This is a genomic window from Nonomuraea sp. NPDC049646, assembly GCF_044465525.1.
In the GTDB taxonomy this organism is placed as follows: domain Bacteria; phylum Actinomycetota; class Actinomycetes; order Streptosporangiales; family Streptosporangiaceae; genus Nonomuraea.
In genome coordinates this window covers 788,547-806,689 of record NZ_JBITLU010000002.1, presented here as the reverse complement: position 1 = coordinate 806,689, position 18,143 = coordinate 788,547, and the positions used below count along the sequence as shown (strand labels likewise).

15 protein-coding genes are annotated in these 18,143 nt (G+C 73.8%); 7 read left to right on the top strand and 8 right to left on the bottom strand.

Annotated features, from left to right (window positions below):
• Positions 1–86: 86 nt before the first annotated feature.
• Genes ACIBQ8_RS08555 through ACIBQ8_RS08535 form a run of 5 tightly spaced genes read left to right on the top strand, consistent with a single transcriptional unit; the run spans position 87 to position 5,521 of the window.
• Positions 87–836 (top strand): ABC transporter ATP-binding protein, encoded by a 750-nt coding sequence (locus ACIBQ8_RS08555; protein ID WP_397191578.1) that lies wholly within the window; start codon positions 87–89, stop codon positions 834–836.
• Positions 836–2,545: an ATP-binding cassette domain-containing protein gene (locus ACIBQ8_RS08550; protein ID WP_397191577.1), complete on the top strand. Its 1,710-nt coding sequence runs from the start codon at positions 836–838 to the stop codon at positions 2,543–2,545. Before ACIBQ8_RS08555 ends, ACIBQ8_RS08550 begins: the two co-directional genes overlap by 1 nt.
• On the top strand, positions 2,542–3,693 hold the full coding sequence (locus ACIBQ8_RS08545; RefSeq protein WP_397173685.1) for an ABC transporter substrate-binding protein: 1,152 nt from the start codon (positions 2,542–2,544) through the stop codon (positions 3,691–3,693). The genes ACIBQ8_RS08550 and ACIBQ8_RS08545 overlap by 4 nt, the downstream gene beginning before the upstream one ends.
• Positions 3,693–4,565 carry a branched-chain amino acid ABC transporter permease gene (locus tag ACIBQ8_RS08540; RefSeq protein ID WP_352327509.1) on the top strand — a complete coding sequence of 291 codons (873 nt, stop codon included), beginning with the start codon at positions 3,693–3,695 and terminating at the stop codon, positions 4,563–4,565. The genes ACIBQ8_RS08545 and ACIBQ8_RS08540 overlap by 1 nt, the downstream gene beginning before the upstream one ends.
• A complete protein-coding gene (locus ACIBQ8_RS08535) occupies positions 4,562–5,521 on the top strand; it encodes an aldo/keto reductase (protein WP_397191576.1) in 960 nt (319 codons plus the stop codon). The genes ACIBQ8_RS08540 and ACIBQ8_RS08535 overlap by 4 nt, the downstream gene beginning before the upstream one ends.
• Positions 5,522–5,541: 20 nt before the next feature.
• On the opposite strand, the gene ACIBQ8_RS08530 is transcribed toward ACIBQ8_RS08535, so the two are convergent.
• The gene (locus ACIBQ8_RS08530) at positions 5,542–6,735 is read right to left on the bottom strand and encodes a S8 family peptidase (RefSeq protein WP_397173689.1); all 1,194 of its coding nucleotides are present in this window, start codon (positions 6,733–6,735) and stop codon (positions 5,542–5,544) included.
• A gap of 37 nt (positions 6,736–6,772) precedes the next feature.
• Positions 6,773–7,969, bottom strand: a complete 1,197-nt coding sequence (locus ACIBQ8_RS08525) for an MFS transporter (RefSeq protein WP_397191575.1) — start codon at positions 7,967–7,969, stop codon at positions 6,773–6,775.
• Positions 7,970–8,033: 64 nt separating this feature from the next.
• Here ACIBQ8_RS08525 and ACIBQ8_RS08520 point away from each other — a divergent pair, with 64 nt between their 5' ends.
• On the top strand, positions 8,034–8,993 hold the full coding sequence (locus tag ACIBQ8_RS08520) for a LysR family transcriptional regulator (protein WP_397191574.1): 960 nt from the start codon (positions 8,034–8,036) through the stop codon (positions 8,991–8,993).
• Positions 8,994–9,060: 67 nt separating this feature from the next.
• The gene (locus ACIBQ8_RS08515; protein WP_397191573.1) at positions 9,061–10,674 is read left to right on the top strand and encodes a benzoate-CoA ligase family protein; all 1,614 of its coding nucleotides are present in this window, start codon (positions 9,061–9,063) and stop codon (positions 10,672–10,674) included.
• 15 nt (positions 10,675–10,689) lie between these two features.
• Here the strand turns inward: ACIBQ8_RS08515 and ACIBQ8_RS08510 are convergent, their stop codons facing one another.
• The 6 genes from ACIBQ8_RS08510 to ACIBQ8_RS08485 form a co-directional block, all read right to left on the bottom strand.
• Entirely contained in the window at positions 10,690–12,201 is a 1,512-nt protein-coding gene (locus tag ACIBQ8_RS08510) for an acyl-CoA synthetase (protein ID WP_397173694.1), read from the bottom strand.
• 87 nt (positions 12,202–12,288) lie between these two features.
• Positions 12,289–14,451, bottom strand: coding sequence for a choice-of-anchor J domain-containing protein (locus ACIBQ8_RS08505; protein ID WP_397191572.1), 2,163 nt, complete (start codon positions 14,449–14,451; stop codon positions 12,289–12,291).
• A 119-nt stretch (positions 14,452–14,570) separates the two neighbouring features.
• On the bottom strand, positions 14,571–15,542 hold the full coding sequence (locus tag ACIBQ8_RS08500) for an LLM class flavin-dependent oxidoreductase (protein ID WP_397191571.1): 972 nt from the start codon (positions 15,540–15,542) through the stop codon (positions 14,571–14,573).
• Between the two features lie 29 nt (positions 15,543–15,571).
• The gene (locus tag ACIBQ8_RS08495; protein ID WP_397191570.1) at positions 15,572–16,330 is read right to left on the bottom strand and encodes an aminotransferase class IV; all 759 of its coding nucleotides are present in this window, start codon (positions 16,328–16,330) and stop codon (positions 15,572–15,574) included.
• Positions 16,327–17,310: an adenylate/guanylate cyclase domain-containing protein gene (locus tag ACIBQ8_RS08490; protein WP_397173702.1), complete on the bottom strand. Its 984-nt coding sequence runs from the start codon at positions 17,308–17,310 to the stop codon at positions 16,327–16,329. The genes ACIBQ8_RS08495 and ACIBQ8_RS08490 overlap by 4 nt, the downstream gene beginning before the upstream one ends.
• Before the next feature lie 29 nt (positions 17,311–17,339).
• Positions 17,340–18,089, bottom strand: coding sequence for a FadR/GntR family transcriptional regulator (locus tag ACIBQ8_RS08485; RefSeq protein WP_397191569.1), 750 nt, complete (start codon positions 18,087–18,089; stop codon positions 17,340–17,342).
• Positions 18,090–18,143: the final 54 nt, after the last annotated feature.

Sequence of the window (18,143 nt, the reverse complement as noted above, 5' to 3'; positions counted from 1 at the left end):
GCACGGCGCATCATCGATCGGGCCCCTCGCGGACCGGCGCACCCGCCGCCGGCCGCCGCGGCCGACGACCGCCGCCGGAGCCGCTGATGGGCGCTCCCGCGGACGACGTCCTCGACGTACGGGGCCTCAGCGTCTCCAGGGGAGAGGTGCCCGTCGTGCACGAGGTCAGCCTCGGCGTCGCGCCCGGCACGGTCACCGTGCTGCTCGGCGCGAACGGCGCGGGCAAGACCACCCTGCTCGACGGCATCGCGGGCCTGGCCCCCGCCGCCGCCGGCACGGTCGCCCTGGCCGGCACGCCGCTGACCGGCCTGCCCACCTACCGCCGCGCCCAGGCCGGGCTCGGGTACGCCGAGCAGGCCCGCACCGTGTTCCGCACGCTCACGCTGGAGCAGAACCTGCTGGTCTCCGGAGACGGCGACCCGGCCATGGTCTACGACATCTTCCCCGAGCTGAACCGCAGGCGCACTTTGCCGGCCGCCAACCTGTCCGGCGGCGAGCAGCAGATGCTCGTCATCGGCCGGGCGCTGATCGCCGGGCCCAAGGTCGTCCTCATCGACGAGATGTCGCTCGGGCTCGCGCCGGTCGTGGTCCGCCGCCTGATGGGCTCGGTGCGCGAGCTGGCCGAGCGGGGCATCGGGGTGCTGCTCGTCGAGCAGTTCGCCAACCTGGCGCTGGAGATCGGCGCCCGCGCGTACGTGCTGCGCAAGGGCCGGGTGGTCTTCGAGGGCCCGTGCGAGGAGCTGCGCGGGGCGCAGGACCGGCTGCACGAGTTCTACTTCGGCGCCGTCACCGGCGACGGCCTCGCCCGGGCGGCCGGCACGGAAGGCGGGAGCTGATGAACGCGCTGCTGAGAACCTGGGGTCCCGGGCTCGGGCTGGCCGTCGCGGCGTGCGCGGTGCTGCCCTGGGCGCTGCCGCCGTACTGGATCTACCTGGCCGTCGCGGCCGTGGTCAGCGGCGTGCTCATGCAGAGCTACGGCGTGATCGTCGGGCGGGCCGGGGTCATGTCGCTGTGCCAGATGTCGTTCGCCGCGATCGGGGCCTGGGTGGTGCTGCGGCTGAACCTGGCCGACGCGCCCGGCGGCTTCCTGCTGTGGCTGCTGCTCGGCGGCCTGGCGGCCGTGCCGGTGGGCGTCGCGATCGGGCTGCCCGCGCTGCGCATCCGGGGCGTCAACCTGGCCGTCGTCACGCTCGGCTTCGCCGTCTCCACCGACATCGTGCTGAACGCCAACCAGTTCCCCGGCACGACCGAGCTGAAGACGCTCGTGCGGCCGGAGCCCTTCTCCTCCGACGCGGCCTACTTCGTGCTGGCCATGGCCGTGTTCGTGCTGACCGCGATCGGCCTGGCGCTGGTCAACCGGACCAGGATCGGGCGGTCGTGGCTGGAGCTGCGGCACTCCGAGCGGGCGGCGGCGGCGCACGGCATCTCCGTGGCCCGCAGCAAGCTCACGGCCTTCGCCATCAGCGCGTTCATCGCCGGCATCGGGGGCGGGCTGATGGCGGGACAGCTCGGTCTCGTCGTATCCGGAAATTTCGCGATGATGCAGTCGCTGGCGCTGTTCGCGGTCGCCGTGCTCATCGGGCCGCACAACACCGAGGGCGCCGTCCTCGGCGGGATCTTCGGCGCGGTCATGGCCACGGTCCTGGAGAAGCTGCGCCTGCCGCAGGACCTCGGCGGCATCCTGTTCGGCGTCATGGCGATCTTCGCCCTGCGCAGCGGGGTCAGCCAGACCGACTTCACCCGCGCCCGCAGGCGCGAACGGGCCGCCCGCCCGCTGCTGGAGTCCCCGCCCGCCGACGAACCCGCCCCGGTCCCCCCGGCGGCGGGCGAGGGGAACGTGCTGGAGATCCGCGGGCTGAGCGTGCGGTTCGGCCAGGTCGTCGCCCTGGACGGCGTGGACCTGACCGTGCCCGCCCTCGGCGTCTGCGGCCTGATCGGCCCGAACGGCGCCGGCAAGTCAACGCTCATCTCCGCGGTCACCGGCTTCGCCGCCCGCTACGAGGGCTCGGTCGTGCTCGCCGGGCAGCCGCTCGACCGGCTCAGCCCGAGCGTCCGGGCCCGGCGCGGGCTGCGCCGCACGTTCCAGACCACCGCCATCGCCCCGGAGCTGACGCAGGAGGAGTACCTGGCGATCGTCGCCGGGCGGCGCCTGCCCCGGCAGGAGGCGGCGGAGGTGCTGCGCTTCTTCGGCTGCCCGCCCGGCGAGGTGCCGGTCTCGATCCTCGACGCGGGCACCAGAAGGCTGCTCGACGTCGCCGCCGCGATCGCCGCCCGGCCGAAGGTCGCGCTGCTCGACGAGCCGGCCGCCGGGCAGTCCGCCGCCGAGTCGCTGGCGCTCGGCCGCCGCCTGGCCCAGGTCCCGGCCCGCTTCGGCGTGTCCATCCTGCTGGTGGAGCACGACATGGATCTCGTACGAGCCGCCTGCGGCCAGGTCACGGTGCTGGACTTCGGGCACGTGATCGCCTCGGGGCCGACGCTCGACGTCTTGGACGCACCGGCCGTCAGGGCCGCCTACCTCGGCACCGTCTTGGAGGAGACATCGTGAAACGCGTACTCGTGGCCCTGCCCGTCCTCGCTCTGCTGACCGCTCTGACGGCCTGCTCCGGCGGCTCGGGCACCGACGGGCCCATCAAGGTCGGGGCCGTCAACGGCGTCACCGGCCTGTTCCAGACCCCCGAGGTGCCGCAGGCGGTCAAGGCCGTCTTCGAGGAGGTCAACAAGGCCGGCGGGATCAACGGCCGCAAGATCGAGCTGATCAGCAAGGACGACGCGATGAACCCGCAGCGCTCCACGGAGGCGGCGCGCGAGCTGATCGACTCCGAGGAGGTCGTCGCGTTCGTCGGCTCCTCCAGCGCCGTGGACTGCGGGCTCAACCGGGCCACCTACAGCAAGGCGCAGATCGTCTCGATCCCGGCCGTGGGCGTGGACCCGGCCTGCTTCACCAGCCCGAACATCGCCCCGGTCAACCCCGGCCCGTTCAAGCTGCTGACCGCGATGCTCTACTACGCCTCCGAGACGCTCAAGCACGACAAGGTGTGCCTGGCCTTCACCGTGCTGCCGGGCAGCGGCGGCGGCATCGACGCGGCCATCAAGGAGTGGAGCGACATCACCGGCAAGACGCTGGCCGTCAAGGACACCTCGGTCGGGCAGGGCGACCCGACGCCGTACCTGGTCAAGCTCAAGAGCGGCGGCTGCCAGGCGGTCGTCTACAACGCCCAGGTCGGGCCCTGGTTCGCCCAGGCCAAGACCCAGGGCATGCAGGACGTCGACTTCATCCTCATGGCCAACGCCTACACCGACGCCAACGCCGCGCTCATCCCGGCCGGCATGAAGGCCCAGGCGGGCACCGAGTGGCAGCCGTACACCGACGAGACGCTGCCGGGCAACGAGCGGTGGGCGAAGATCGTCAACGACAACAAGATCCAGAAGACCGCGTTCAGCCAGGGCGGGGTGATGGCGGCCGACGTGTTCGTCCAGGTCCTCAAGACGATCAAGGGGGACATCACCCGGGAGTCGGTGACCAAGGCGTTCAAGTCGATGCAGCCCATCACCTATCCCATGGTCGGCACGCCCTGGGTGTTCGGCCCCGGCCAGACGCACAACCCCATCGAGGGCAGCCGCTTCGTCAAGGCCGAGAACGGCAAGTGGACGGTGCTGCCCGAGGGCTTCATCGTCCCGAAGCGGAACGGCTGATGCTCGACTCCGTGGTCGCGGGCCTGACCAGCGGCGGCGTGTACGCGCTGCTCGGGCTCTGCGTGGTCCTGACCTACCGGCTGGTCGCGGTGGTGAACTTCGCGATGGCGGCCGTGGGCGCGATGGGCGCCTTCGTCATGGTCACCCTCACCGACGCCGGCCTGGACGTCTGGCTCGCGCTCCCGCTCGGGGCGCTGGCCGGCGGGCTGGTCTCGGCGCTGCTCGGCCTCGGCCTGGTGCGCTGGTTCGGCGAGCACGACCTGCGCACGAAGGCGGCCGTCACCGTGGCGGTGTTCGTCGCGCTGATGTCGGTCGGGCTGCGGCTGTTCGGCAACAACACCAGCGGCGCGCGGCGCTTCCCGCAGCCGTTCGACGCGCCCGCCTTCACCGTGGGCGAGGTGGTCGTGCCGCAGGCGGTGCTGGTGTCGCTGTCGTTCGCGGTGCTCATCACGGTCGGCGTCGGGCTGCTGCTCGGGCGCACCCGGGTGGGGCTGCGGCTCCAGGCGCTGTCGGAACGACCGGCCACCGCGCAGGTCGTCGGCATCCCCGCGCCCCGGCTCGCGCTGGCGGTGTGGGTGGCGATCGGCGCGGTCAGCACGCTGGTCATCGTCCTGGTCGCGCCGCGGCTCGGCGGCGACTTCTCCACGCTGGGCAACCTGGTCACCACCGCGCTGGCGGTGGCCATGGTGGGGGCGTTCAGCAGCCTGTGGCTGACGCTGGCCGGCGGGCTGCTGCTGGGCTGCCTGGAAGGGGTGACGGCCTCGCTGGAGGCGGTCCAGCAGTACCGCGGGGTGCTGCCGTTCCTGGTGATGGTGGCGTTGTTGTGGTGGCGCAGCCGCCACCAGGTCTGGGACTCGGAGGCGAACGTATGACGGTCAAGGTCCCCCAGCGCCAGATCGGCGCGCACGGCCCCGAGGCGTCGGTGCTGTCGCTGGGATCCTGGCACACCTACGACCGGATGGACTTCGGCGCGGCCGTCGAGCTGCTGCGGCACGCCGTGGAGATCGGCGTCAACCTGTTCGACGTGGGCGTCTACGGCCTGCCAGGACACCGGCCGGTCTTCACCGACGTGCTCTTCTCGGCCATGGTCAGGGCCGCCGGCCTGGCCCGCGAGGACTACCTGCTCTCGGTCAAGCTCTGGCTCGACGACCACCCCGGGCGTCCCCTGCGCGACCAGCTCGAACGCGCGCTGCTGCGGGCCGGCACCGACCACGCCGACCTGGCCGTGGTCGGCGACGTCCACCGCGACGACCTCGACCTGCGCCGCCTGGCCCGCGAGCTGGCCGCGCTGGAGGCCGAGGGGCTGCTCGGCTGCTGGGGCGTCAACAACTGGTCGGCCACCTCGATCCTGACCATCCGCAGCCACGCCCGCGACCTCGGCTCGCCGGGGCCGCAACTGGCCCAGCTCAAGTACAACCCGTGCCGCCGCTCGATCCCGGAAGGGGTGCCGTTCTCCGAGGTGTTCGACGCCGGCGTCTCGCTGCAGGCCAGCGACGTGCTCGAAGGCGGGCTGCTGGCGGGCAGGGAGAAGCCCGCCCGGCCGGTCTTCCCCGACCCCGGCGGCGTGCGCGCGCGGGCCGCGGCGGCCGCCGCCGGGCTGGCCGAGGTGGCCGCCGGGCTGGACGCGACGCCCGCGCAGGTGTGCGTGGCGTTCTGCCTCACCCATCCGGCGGTGGCCAGCGTGCTGTTCGGCGTCACCAGCACGGCCCAGCTCGCCGACAACGCGGGCGCGCTGGCCCTGCTCGACCGGGTCGGCGCGGCCAGGCTGCGCGAGCTGGCCGCGCCGTTCTGGGCCGACGCCGACACGGTGGACCCCGAAGGTCCCTGACGTCCCGGGCTCCGCCGCCGTCAGCGGGGGGCCTGGACCAGGCCCGCCCCCAGGTCCTCGACGTCGGCGTCCGGGACGAACACGTCCGTCGCGGCGGTCAGCAGCAACCGGCCGGTGACCGCCGCGGCCCGCGCGCCGTCGCCGCCCGCCCGCAGCTCCTGCCACCACAGCGCCGCCGCCCCGGCCACGTGCGGCGCGGCCATGCTGGTGCCGCTCTTGCTGGTCAGCCCGCCTCCGGTACGGGCCGAGACCACGTCCACGCCCGGTGCGCACACCTGCGGGAAGGTGTTGGAGAACCGCGCGACCGCCAGCCGCCCGGTGGGCAGCCGCTGCACCGCGCCCACGGCCATCATGCCCTCGGCGGCCGACGGCAGCTCCGGCCCGACCTCGAAGTCCGGCCGCAGCTCCCGGTGGCTGGCGTTGCCCGTGGCCGCGACGACGATCGTGCCGGCGCCGAACGCCGCCCTGGCCGCGATCATCCGCATCAGCGAGTCGTAGAGCCGCAGCGTGGCCCGGTACGACTCCAGCGCGATCGACGTGGCCAGGAACTGCGGCAGCCCGCGCTCCTCAAGCTGGCGCATGGCGGCCGGGAAGTCGATGCCGAGCGACATGGTGATGACGTCGGCGTCGTTCCCGAGCGCCCAGAGCAGGCCCTTGACCGTCGCGGCGGTCGAGCCCTTGCCGTCGTCGCCGAGCACCTTGCCGATCAGCGCCCGTTCGACGCCGGGCGCGACGCCGATGCGCATGCCGTCGACCGGGCGGCCGAAGACGGTGCCGGCGCAGTGGGTGCCGTGGCCGACCTTGTCGCCGCGGCCAGACCCGGTGAAGTCCTCCTCCACCAGCGTCATCCCGGTGAAGGCCGGGTGCGTGGCGTCGATGCCGGTGTCGAGGACGGCGACCACCGTCCCCGCCCCCGTACGGGTGGAGGCGTCGGCGCCCAGCGCCCGCACCCCCCACGTGACCTGCGCGCCCGCCTCCGCCTCCGGCGGCGGGGCCTCGGCGTCCTCGGGCGCGCCCGGGACGGTGGTCGGCATCGGCCGGGCGACCGCGGCCACCGACGGGTCGCGCGCGAGGTCGGCCACCTCGCGCTTGCCGAGCCCGGTGACCTCGACGTGCGGCTCGCTCGGCGTCTCGGCCACGGCGGCGGCCCGCTCGAACGGCCCGGCCATGCGGGTCCTGCTCAGATCGCGCAACACGATGAACTGGTCGGCCATCGTCTTCCCCTCCTGGAAGTAGCCCGCCCCTGTGATGTCAGGCGTACTCCTGCCGGGGCCGCCTGGCAACAGCGCGCGGTCGCCGTCCCGCGACGAGCACGGCCGCGATCGCCACCAGCAGCCAGCCCGAGGTCAGGACGATCAGCCAGGTCCATCCGGCAGCGCCGTAGACGGCGCTGCCGGCCGTGCCGCCGGCGCCGCTGCCGAGGTAGTAGCACAGGGTGTAGATCCCGGCGGCGCGCCCGCGGGCGGCCGGCGGGGCCTGCGCGGCGACCCACGCGTTGGCCACGGCGTGCGCGGCGAAGAACCCGGCGGTCAGCACGGCGAACCCGGTGACGACCGCGGCCAAGGGGCCGAGCGCGGTCAGCGCCGCGCCGGCGGCCGTCACGGCCAGGGCGGCGACCAGGGCGGGCCGGCGTCCCAGGCGGTCCGCCAGGCGGCCGGCGGCGGCCGAGGAGGCGGTGCCGAGGGCGTAGGAGAGGAACACCAGGGAGGCCGCGGCGGGGGAGAGCGACAGCGGGGGCGCGGACAGGCGGAAGGAGGCGGCGTTGTAGAGCGCGACGAACGCGCCGACGCCCAGCGCCCCCACCGTGTACGGCGCCAGCAGCGCCGTCCCGATCCGGCCGCCGCCCCCGGTGCGCGGGGCGCGTACGACGGGCGGCGGGGCGGGCAGCGTGCGGGCCGCGTACGCCGAGCAGAGCAGCGACACCCCGGCCACCACCGCCAGCGCGCCCCGCCACCCCCACGGCCCGGCGGCGAACCCGGCGCCCAGCCGGCCCAGCATCCCGCCCACCGAGTTCCCGGCGATCATCACGCCCACCGCCCCGGCGAGCCTGGTCGCCCCCACCAGATCGGCCAGGTACGCCGCCCCGACCCCGGCGAACCCGGCGACCGCCACCCCCTGCGCCGCCCGCATCGCCACCAGCGCGGGGAACGTCGGCGCCAGCGGCAGCGCCAGCCCGATCAGCGCCGAGGCCAGCACCGACCACATGATCATCCGCCGCCGCCCGACGACCTCCGCCAGCGCGGCCAGCGGCAGCACCGCCACCGCCAGCGCCGCCGTGGCCACGCCGACGGCCAGCGACGCGCCGCCGGGGTCGAGCCGGAAGTCGGCGGCGAGCTGCGGCAGGACGGGCTGGGGCGCGTACAGCAGGGCGAAGGAGGAGACGCCGGCCGCCGCCACGGCCGGACCGGCCCGCCGGGTGCCGACTCGTTGAGCTTCGATGACCGCCACGCCTGGAAACGCTAAGCAAGGCTAATAAATACGTCCAATGCTGAAATAGGCGATAATTCATGCTGTGGTGGATGAATTCGAGCTCGTGGACGAGCGGCTGGCCGCCGGGCTGGCTCCCACGCTCGCCCTGCTGGCCGCCGTGGGGGAGACCGGGCACGTCACGCGGGCGGCCGAGCTGCTCGGCATGCCGCAGCCCACCGCCAGCCGCCGCCTGGCCGCGCTGGCCGACCTCGTGGGAGCGCCCCTCGTCGTCCCGTACGGGCGGGGCATCCGCCTGACCAGGGCCGGGCGCGTCCTGGCGGCCGCCTCCGGCAGGGCGCTGGCCACCATGGAGTCGGCCGCCCGCGAGGTGCGCGAGGAGATCGACCCGGGCAGCGGCCGGATCGTGCTCGGGTTCCTGCACCTGCTGGGCCGCACGCTCGTCCCCTCGCTCATCCGGGGCTTCCGCGAGCGCCACCCGGGCGTGCGGTTCAGCCTGGCGCAGGGCTCGCGGCAGGACATGCTGCGCGCGCTCGCCGAGGGCGAGATCGACCTGGTGTTCGTCGCGCCCCTGCCCGACGGCGACCCGGGCCTGGCCGGGCACCCGCTCGCCGACCAGGAGCTGGTGCTGTCCGTGCCGCCCGGCCACCCCTTCGCCGGACGGTCCCGGGTGCGCCCCGCCGAGCTGGCCGGGCAGGAGCTGGTGACGCTCGAACACGGCTACGGCGTCCGCCAGATCACCGACGACCTGTGCGCGGCGGCCGGGTTCACGCCCAGGATCGCCTTCGAGGGGCAGGAGTCGGAGACCGTGCGCGGACTGGTCGCGGCCGGGCTCGGCGTGGCCGTGCTGCCCCGGCTGGCGCCCGCCGAGGGCGTCGTGCAGATCCCGCTGTCGCCCCCGGTGTTCCGGACGATCGGGGCGTGCTGGCCCGCCGGGGCCCGGCTCACGCCCGCCGTGCGCGCGTTCCTGGACCACGTGCGCTCCGGCGCCGCCGACGTCGGCCCGGGATTGCGACCCTGCCGACACCCGTCCTCGCAGAAGTAGTTGACGGCTCATCGATTTTGTATGGAGGATGCAAGCTGCACACGCCCTCCTGCGGATGGGGACGACCATGCCTGCCGAGTCGTTCAACGCCGGCGTCCATCTCACCGACCGCCTGGTCGAGGCCGGGCACGGCGACCGCGTCGCCGTCGCCGGGCCGCTGGGCGCCATGACGTACGCCGAGCTCGCCACGCACGTCGCCGAGCTGGCCGGCGGGCTGCGGGTGATGGGCGTGCGGCCGGAGGAGCGGGTGCTGCTCGTCCTGCCCGACCGGCCCGAGACGCTGGTGACGATCCTGGCCGTGCTGCGGATGGGCGCGGTCGCCGTCCCGGTGCCGGCCCTGTACGACGGGGCCGAGCTGGGCGCGCTGATCCGCGACTCCAGGGCGCGGGTCGTGGTCTCCGCGCCCGAGTTCGAGCCGGCCGTGCAGGAGGCGCTGCTGTCGGCGCCCGAGGTCGTGGCGCTCGTGCTCACCGACGCCGGCCAGGCCCCCGGCCACGTCTCGCGCATCGCCACCGCGACCGGGGCGGGCCCGTCGGCGGCGGTCGAGCCGGGCGTGCCGGTCTGCCTGTGGTCGGACGTGCTGGAGGCCGGCCGGGGCGCGACCGGCTCGTACGACACCTGGCCCGACTCGCCCGCGCTGTGGCTCTACACCGCCGGCACCACCGGCGCGCCCAAGGCGGCCATGCACCGCCACGGCGCGCTGCGCGACGTCCACGAGGCGTACGGGCGGCAGGTGCTCGGCGTGCGCCCCGGGGACCGGTGCCTCTCGGCGGCCCGGCTGTGCTCCGCCTACGGGCTCGGCAACTCCCTGATCCTCCCGCTCGCCGCGGGCGCGACCACGATCCTCGACCCCGCCGCGCCCACCCCGGGCGGCGTCGTCGAACGCCTGCTGGCCGAGCGCCCCACGCTGTTCTTCGCCGGCCCCTCGTTCTACGCCGCGCTGCTGGCCGCCGAGGCCCCGAAGGACGCCTTCGCCTCGGTCCGCCTGGCCGTCTCCGCCGGCGAGGCGCTGCCCGCCGAGCTCCACCGCCGCCTCACCGGCCGCTTCGGCGTGGACGTCATCGACGGCCTGGGCTCGGCCGAGTCGCTGCACGTCTTCCTGTCCGGCCGTCCGGGTCAGGCGCGCCCCGCCGGGTCGGGCGTCGTCGTGCCCGGCTACGAGGTGCGCCTCCTGGACGACTCCGGCGCGCCCGTCCCCGACGGCGAGCCCGGCCACCTGTACGTGCGCGGCGACTCGATCGCCACCGGCTACTGGTGCCGCACCGCCGCCACCCGGCAGGCGTTCCAGGGCGAGTGGCTGCGCACCGGCGACACCTGCGCCCGCGACGCCGACGGCTCCTACCGCTTCCTGGGCCGCTCCGGCGACCTGATCAGGACGGGCGACGCCCAGGTGTCACCCCTGGAGGCCGAGGCCCGGCTGCTGGAGCACCCCTCGGTCGCCGAGTGCGCGGTGGTCGCCCACGCCGCCGCCGACGGGCCGGACCGGCCGGTCGCCTGCGTGGTGCCCAGGCCGGGCCGCCCGATCGACGCGGGCGAGCTCATCGCGTTCTGCCGCGAGGGCCCGGCCGCCGTCCTGTCCCCGCACGAGGTGCTGGTGCTGGACGAGCTGCCGAGGACGGCGACCGGCGCGATCCAGCGCGCGGCGCTCCGGCAACTGGCGGCCGACCTGCTCGGCAAGTGACCGGCGCGGCGGGCCTCAGAAGGCGTCGCGCAGCTCGCGCTTGAGCACCTTGCCGGAGGCGTTCTTCGGCAGCGCGTCCACGAACACCACGTTCTTGGGCGTCTTGAAGGAGGCCAGCCGCTCGCGCAGGAACGCGTTCAGCTCGGCGGCGGTCAGCTCCGCGCCCTCGCGCAGCACCACGGCGGCCGTCACCGCCTCGATCCACCGCTCGTCCGGGACGCCGAACACGGCCGCCTCGGCGACCGCCGGATGCTGGTAGATGACCTCCTCCACCTCGCGGCTGGCCACGTTCTCGCCGCCGGACTTGATCATGTCCTTCTTCCGGTCGACCACCGACAGGTAGCCGTCGGCGTCCATGACGCCGAGGTCGCCGCTGTGGAACCAGCCGCCGCGGAACGCCTCGGCGGTCTTGTCCGGGTCGTTCCAGTAGCCGAGCATGGCGTGCGGGCTGCGGTGGACGATCTCGCCGACCACCCCCGGCGCCACCGGCCGGTCCTCGTCGTCGACGATCCTGGTCTCGACGTTGAGCGCGGGCCGCCCGGCCGAGCCCAGCCGGGTCAGCTGCTCCTCGGGGCGCAGGATGGTGGCCAGCGGCGCCATCTCGGTCTGGCCGTAGAAGTTGAACAGGCGCACGTCAGGCAGCCGGGACGAGATCTCCTTCAGCACCTCGACCGGCATGATCGAGGCGCCGTAGTAGCCCTTGCGCAGCGAGGACAGGTCACGGCGGTCGAAGTCGGGGTGGCGCAGCAGGGCGATCCACACCGTGGGCGGGCAGAACAGCTTGGTCGCGCGCTCGCCCTCGATGGTGGCCAGGATCGAGGCCGGGTCGGCGCCCGGCAGGACGAGGTTGGTGGCGCCCAGGTAGATGCCGGGCGTCAGGAAGCAGTGGAGCTGGGCGCAGTGGTAGAGGGGCAGCGCGTGCACCTCGACGTCGTCGGAGCTCATCTCGCCGTCGACGACGCAGCTCACGTACTGGGCCAGCAGGCTCCCGCTGGACAGCGTGGCGCCCTTGGGCCGGGACTCGGTGCCGCTGGTGTACATGAGCTGGATCGGGTCGTCGGCGGCGATCTCCACCTGCGGCTCGGCGTCGTCGCCGCGCCAGGTGGAGAAGGACTCCCAGCCCTCGGCCGCGCCGATCACGCCGCGCACCCGCACGGCGGGCCCGGCCGCGGCCTCGGCGACCGGCAGCAGCGCCTCCTCCGCCAGCATCCCCGTCGCGCCGGAGTGCTCCAGGATGTAGGCCACCTCGCGCGGCCCGAGCATGAAGTTGATCGGCACGGAGATCGCGCCCAGCCGGGCCAGCGCGAAGTAGGCCACCACGAACGCGTGGTTGTTATGGCTGAACAGGGCGAACCGGTCGCCCTTGGCCACGCCCCGCGCCGCCAGCGCGTTGGCCGTCCGGTTGACCTCCAGGTCCAGATCGGCGTAGCTCTGGCGGACGTTGCCGTAGATCACGGCGGTCTTGGCGGGGAACCTGGCGGCCGAGCGCCGCAGGAGGTCGCCGATCGTGTGCTGGCGCGTGGTCATGCTGGGCACCCCCATGCCGAATGATGTTCGGCGATCGTACCCGACGAAGGAGGCGCCCGCCGACCCCCGGCGGACGCCTCCTCGGGCTCACCCCGGCTGGGTGACGCCGTTGACCTTCAGCGTGTACGGCGCGTACTGCTGCACCTGCTCGGTCGGCTCGTCATAGGCCACGATCGCGACCACCGACGGGAAGACCGCGAACGGCGCGAGCTGCAGCAGGTTGAGACTGATCGAGCCCTTGCCGTCGAACTGGGCCTGCAGCACCACCGAGTGCCGCTCGTCCAGGCCGACCAGCCGCACGTTCCAGTTGCTGACCGGCGTCGGGGAGATCTCGGTCGGGGAGTCGAACGGCTCCAGGCCGGCGCCGTCGCTCACCGCCGTCGCGCCCACCGTGACGTCGTCGATCTTCCAGCCGCCCTCGTTGACGCCGCCGTCGCTGACGTACTGGAAGCCCACGAGGATCTCCTTGCCCGCGTAGGCGGACAGGCTGTAGGTGTGCGGCTGGAACCCGGTGGTGGTGCCGTTGACGGCCGGGCCGAGCGGGCCGGCCACCGTCTTGTCACCGGGGATCGCGGTGTAGGTCTTGCCGCCGTCGGCGGAGACGATCACGTAGCCGTAGTCGAAGCCGGACTCCGCGCCGTACTTGGCGAGGAAGCGCAGCGTCGGGTCGGCGGCCGGGACCGTCACCTTGGTCACCGCGGCGACGTTGAGGTTGCTGGCGTTGCCCGACCACAGCACCGGGTTGCCCGCGCGGTCGGGGTCGTCGGAGACGACGGTCCAGGCCAGCGGGATCGGCGGCAGCGTCTTGGCGCCCTGGAAGGACAGCGAGGTCGGCGCCGGGCCGCCCGGCTTGCGGATCTGCACGTAGTCGGCGCCGTTCGGGGCCGCACCCGGAGTGTTGTACGCGGCCGGGTTGGCGAGGTTGACCGTGGAGTTCAGGCTCGCGGTCGTCACCCGCTTCTTCGGCACGCCCAGCACCACGCCGCGGCTGCCCACGACCTTGTCCACCAGCACCATCGTCTGGTAGTCGTGCAGCACCTGGTACAGGTCCGTGCTGCCGAGCGCCGCCTTCACGCTGGCCAGGCCCTGCAGGGAGCCGTCACGGTGCAGCTTGGACAGGAAGTCCGCGCCGTACCGGTCGTACAGGAACAGCATGAAGGAGTAGGCGTTGCCGTAGTCGGCCAGCACCGCGTCCGGGTTGCCGCCGTCGCCCCACAGGTTGAGCGAGTTCTGCGGGCCGCCGCAGTTGCGCGGGTTCGGGTTGTACGGCGTCTGGACGATGCCGAAGCCCTGGAAGCAGTTGATGTGGTTGTCGAAGCCCTTCTCGAACACCGTCGCCTTGGGGTTGCCGTAACCCGTCACCGAGATCGCGAAGTCCGACAGGCCCTCGTTCATCCAGGTGGTCTCGAGCGGGTCGGTGTAGTAGTGCAGCAGGTGCTGCCACTCGTGGGCGAAGACGCCCTCGTACTGGAAGGGCCGGGCCGAGCGCGAGGTGCACACGTCGGAGGTCGGGTCGTCCGGCGGGTTCGCGCCGGTCCTGTGCAGCCAGTCGAACGCGTCGATCGTCATGACGTTGCGGTCGAGCAGCTCGTTGTACTGGGAGGAGAAGAAGCCCGCGATGTACGTGGTCGCGGCCGGGAAGGTGTAGTAGTTGTCGTCCCGGACGTTGTCGATCAGCGTCACCGTGCGGTCGCCGGCGCCGGTGTAGACGCCGCCGTTGCCGTTGGCGTCGGGGCCGAGCACGGCGTTCGTGCCGTCCCGGTCCGGCGGCGTGCTGAAGGTCGCGGTCTCCTTCGGGAACATGTTCGTGTCGAACTGCTGCACCAGGTTCGTGACCTGGGCGTCGGTGATCTCCGTCGTCCCGGGCACCTGCATCCGGCAGTCGCCGGCCGGGAAGGCCAGGTCGTTGGCGACCCAGACCTCGATCTTGTCGCCGACGCCGCGCAGCGTGTAGTCCTTGCGGTACAGGCGGCCGTTGTAGTCGTCCGTGGCCAGCCACTGCCGTACGGTGCCGACCGGCGGCGTCTCGGCGGCGGCCTTGACCTTGGCCTTGGCGCGGGCCTCGTACTTCGCGGGGACCTTGACGGGCTTGCCGTCGAGGGTGAAGTCCTTGCGGGTGAGCTCCTTGACGTCGCTCGGCGGCGCAGCCGTGGCGGCCGCCTGCGGGGACTCGGCCGACGCGGGTATCGCGGTCAGCGTGGGCAGTAAGAGAAGTGCGGCAGCGATTCCGATGATTCGGGTGCGCGCCATTGAACCCCCTAGGTATGGGTGTTGCCCGGATGGAACAGGGGTGACATCCGGTAATTACCGGAACCGAATTGGCGCGCGCAATAGGGGCATTTGCCAACAAAACCCGATGGAATTGGCGATCAGTTCAGAACGGCCAGCCGCCGGTACGACTCCAGCCGCCGCTCCAGGTCGTAGGTGTTCATCGTGACCAGCACCTCGTCGGCCCCGGTCGACTCCACCAGCGACCCCAGCGCGACCGCCACCTCCGGCGCGGTGCCGTGAATCTGGCCCTTCAGCGCCTCCGCCAGCAGCGCCCGCTCCCGCCCGGTCATCTCCAGCCTGGCGATCTCCTCGGCCGGCGCCAGCGGCGGGAACGCGCCGCTGGTGCGCGAGCGCGCCGTGGACCACGCCTCCGGAAGCTGGAGCAGCGCCGCCTCCTCGCGCGTCGCCCCGACCGCGACGCTGACCGCCGCCATCACGTACGGCCGCGCCGCCCACTCCGAGGGCCGGAACCCCGCCCGGTAGCGCGCCGCCGCCTCCACCGCCCGCGGCCCGGCCCCGATCACCATGGGCAGCCCGAGCTCCGCCGCGAGGTCCGCCCCCGACCCCATGGCCAGCACGAACACCTGCGGCCGCAGCCCCTCGGCCGGGACGGCGTGCACGCCCGGATGCGCCCGCTGCCCGCCGGTGAAGTACCCCAGCAACTCGCCGACCTGGTCGCCGAACCCGTCCGCGGCCTCCTTGCCGTGGCCGAGCGCCCGCCGGACGCCGCCGGTGAACCCCACCGAACGCCCGAGCCCCATGTCGATCCGCCCGGGGTGGAGCGACTCCAGCACCCCGAACTGCTCGGCCACCACCAGCGGCTGATGGTTGGGCAGCATCACGCCGCCGGTGCCCACCCGGATGTGCCCGGTCGCCGCCGCGACGGCCGCGGCCAGCACGGTCGGCGCCGCCCCCGCCACGCCGGGCACGCTGTGGTGCTCGGCCACCCAGAACCGGTGGTAGCCCAGCTCCTCGGCCTGCCGGGCGAACGCGACGGTGTCCCGCAGCGCGGCGGCCGCGCCGGAGCCCTCACGCAGGAGCGAACGGTCGAGAATCGAGTACAGGGTCACGCCTGCGTGCAACGCCGCACGGCCCCGGATCAATCCAGCGCGTCCCAGGGGACGGCGTCGTAGGAGGAGAGCAGCCGGGCCAGCGTCGGGCCGTCCTGGCGCAGCGGCACGCCGTCGACCTCGCCGACCGGGACCACGCCGTGGGAGTTGCACAGGAACACCAGGTCGAAGCCCGGCAGGTCGGCGACCCGCAGCGGGCGGCGCTCCTGGGGCACGTCGAGGCCCTCCAGCAGGCCCATGGCGGTGCCGCGCAGCATCGGCGCGTCCGGCCACACCAGGCGCCCGCCGGACCAGCAGCCGACGTTGGTGATCGCGCCCTCGCTGATCAGGCCGCCGGCGGTGGTCAGCAGCGCCTCGTCGAAGCCCAGGGGCGCGGCGGTCCGCCGCAGGTGGGCCTGGGCGAACCCGGCCGCCTTCTTGATGTGCGGCAGGTAACGCTGGTAGACGACCGCCGTGACGCGCTGCGGGCGGGTGGAGACCTCGGTGGGCGGGGCGGCCGTGGCCACGACGCGCGGGCGGCCGTCGTGCTCGACGACGTAGACCCGCACGCCCGCGTCGCGCAGGTCGTCGCCGAGCACCGCCCTGATCGAGCCGAGCACCGCCACCGGGTCGAGCCGGGCGCCGAACAGCTCCAGGTTGGCCGCCGCCAGCCGCTCCAGGTGCAGGGCCAGGCCGCGGGTGCGCCGGTCTCTGACCTGCATGGCGGTGAAGTGCCCGTAGCGGGCCTCCAGCGCGAAGCGCGCGTCGTCGTCCACCGGCCTGCCCTCGATCACCGCTCGTACGATCATGCGTCCAGCATGTCCTGTCCGCCGGCGCCCGCGCGCATGATCGTGAAAGGCGCCAGCTCGCCGAGCCCGCGCACCGACAGCCGGTCGACCGCGCGCAGCAGGAAGGCCCGGTCGCCCTCCAGCTCCTCGGCCATCTCGGGGTCGGCCAGGATCGTTCCCGGCAGGGAGAGCGCGGTGAGCCGGCTGGCCAGGTTGACGGTGGTGCCGAACACGTCGCCCATGCGCCAGATCACCGGCCCGGCGGCCAGGCCCACCCGCAGCTCGGGCATGTCCCTGCCGCGGTGGGTCTCCACCAGGCGCAGCGCGATCTCGGCCGCGACGTGCGACTTGTCGGCCACGAACAGCACCGAGTCGCCGAGCGTCTTGACCACCCGCCCGCCCGAGGACGTCACGACGTCGGCCGAGCGGCCCTCGAACCTGTCGACCAGCCGGGCCAGCTCGGTCGCCGTGATCTGCCGGCTGAGCCGGGTGAAGGCCACCAGGTCGGCGAACCCCACCGCCATGCGCACGGCGCTCATGTCCTGGTCGGCCAGCCGGCCGGCGGCGGCGGCGAGCTGCCGCTGCCAGGCGTAGACCAGCAGCCGCGCCAGGTCGGGCACCACCCGCTCGGCCCGCCGCCGCCAGGCCCGCGGCCGTTCGGCCAGCGGCACGCCCGCCTGGTCGAGCGCCTCGGCGCCCAGCTCGGCCTGCGACTCGGCGAGCCGGGCCGTCGCCCGCCCGATCGAGCGGGCCATCAGCAGCATGTGCTCCTCGTCGTAGGCGCCGGAGCTGACCATCGCGAGCATGGTGCGCAGCGCCTCGACGTCGGAGTCGGTGAACTCGACGGCGTCGTCGGCCACGTTGGCGAACCCCAGCGCCCGCCACAGCCGGCGCGCGCGGTAGACCGGGACCCCGGCCATATGGGCCACCTGGTGGCTGGTGTAGCGGCGCGGCGCGCGCAGGAACGCCTCCGCCACCCCGTCCCCGTCCTCGCGTGACACGCGTGCAACATAACACCCTGTGGCGGGCGTCACTCCAGGAGGGCGCGCAGGGCGGGCCGCTCGGCGTCGGGCAGGTGGACGGCGTAGTAGTCGTACATGGACCGGCGCAGCAGGCGGGCGGCCGAGGCCCCGTCGCCGGCGCGCACGGCGGCCAGCACCTCCTCGTGGTGCCGGATGCTGCGCCGCATCAGCGACTCGCGGTCGGGCGCGTCGGCGATCTTCCCGGCGATCAGGCCCAGCACGACCGAGCGCACCACGTCGGTGCAGACCTGGATCAGCGTGTTGCCGCTGGCCGCCACGATGACGTCGTGGAAGGCCACGTCGGCGGCGCTGAAGGCGTCGTGGCCGGAGGGCGTGGCGGCGCGCATGCCGGCGATGGCCGCCTCCATCTCGGCGAGCTGCTCCTCGGTGCGCAGCCGCGCGGCCAGCAGCGCGGCCGAGGAGTCGAGCACCATCCTGAACTGCACCAGCTCGGCCAGCGACAGCTCGGCCACCCGCGCCAGCGTGGTCATCGACTTGTGTAAGGCGGCGGGGGAGAACGGCAGCACCTCCGCGCCGTTGGGATCGCCCGGCCGGGAGCGCACCAGGCCGCGCGCCTGGAGCACGCGCAGCGCCTCCCGCACCGTGGAGCGCCCGACCGAGAACTGCACCATCAGCTCGCGCTCGCTCGGCAGCCGCGCCCCCGGGCCGAGGGCCCCGCTCTCGATGGCCTCCTCGACCTGTTCCACGACCCGCTCGTAAGCGCGTACGGCCCGCACCGGCTCGAACCGTGCACCCATCGGAAGCCCCCTTGACCCGAGCCGTCACGGACTGGCAATGTGCGTAGCCTACTG

What these genes read in the sequence shown, in the direction of transcription:
- ACIBQ8_RS08555 (WP_397191578.1), top strand. Translation starts at nt 87, where the DNA reads ATGGGCGCTCCCGCGGACGACGTCCTCGACGTACGGGGCCTCAGCGTC.
- ACIBQ8_RS08530 (WP_397173689.1), bottom strand. Translation starts at nt 6,735, where the DNA reads ATGGCCGACCAGTTCATCGTGTTGCGCGATCTGAGCAGGACCCGCATG.
- ACIBQ8_RS08515 (WP_397191573.1), top strand. Translation starts at nt 9,061, where the DNA reads ATGCCTGCCGAGTCGTTCAACGCCGGCGTCCATCTCACCGACCGCCTG.
- ACIBQ8_RS08485 (WP_397191569.1), bottom strand. Translation starts at nt 18,089, where the DNA reads ATGGGTGCACGGTTCGAGCCGGTGCGGGCCGTACGCGCTTACGAGCGG.
- ACIBQ8_RS08510 (WP_397173694.1), bottom strand. Translation starts at nt 12,201, where the DNA reads ATGACCACGCGCCAGCACACGATCGGCGACCTCCTGCGGCGCTCGGCC.
- ACIBQ8_RS08550 (WP_397191577.1), top strand. Translation starts at nt 836, where the DNA reads ATGAACGCGCTGCTGAGAACCTGGGGTCCCGGGCTCGGGCTGGCCGTC.
- ACIBQ8_RS08540 (WP_352327509.1), top strand. Translation starts at nt 3,693, where the DNA reads ATGCTCGACTCCGTGGTCGCGGGCCTGACCAGCGGCGGCGTGTACGCG.
- ACIBQ8_RS08495 (WP_397191570.1), bottom strand. Translation starts at nt 16,330, where the DNA reads ATGATCGTACGAGCGGTGATCGAGGGCAGGCCGGTGGACGACGACGCG.
- ACIBQ8_RS08535 (WP_397191576.1), top strand. Translation starts at nt 4,562, where the DNA reads ATGACGGTCAAGGTCCCCCAGCGCCAGATCGGCGCGCACGGCCCCGAG.
- ACIBQ8_RS08505 (WP_397191572.1), bottom strand. Translation starts at nt 14,451, where the DNA reads ATGGCGCGCACCCGAATCATCGGAATCGCTGCCGCACTTCTCTTACTG.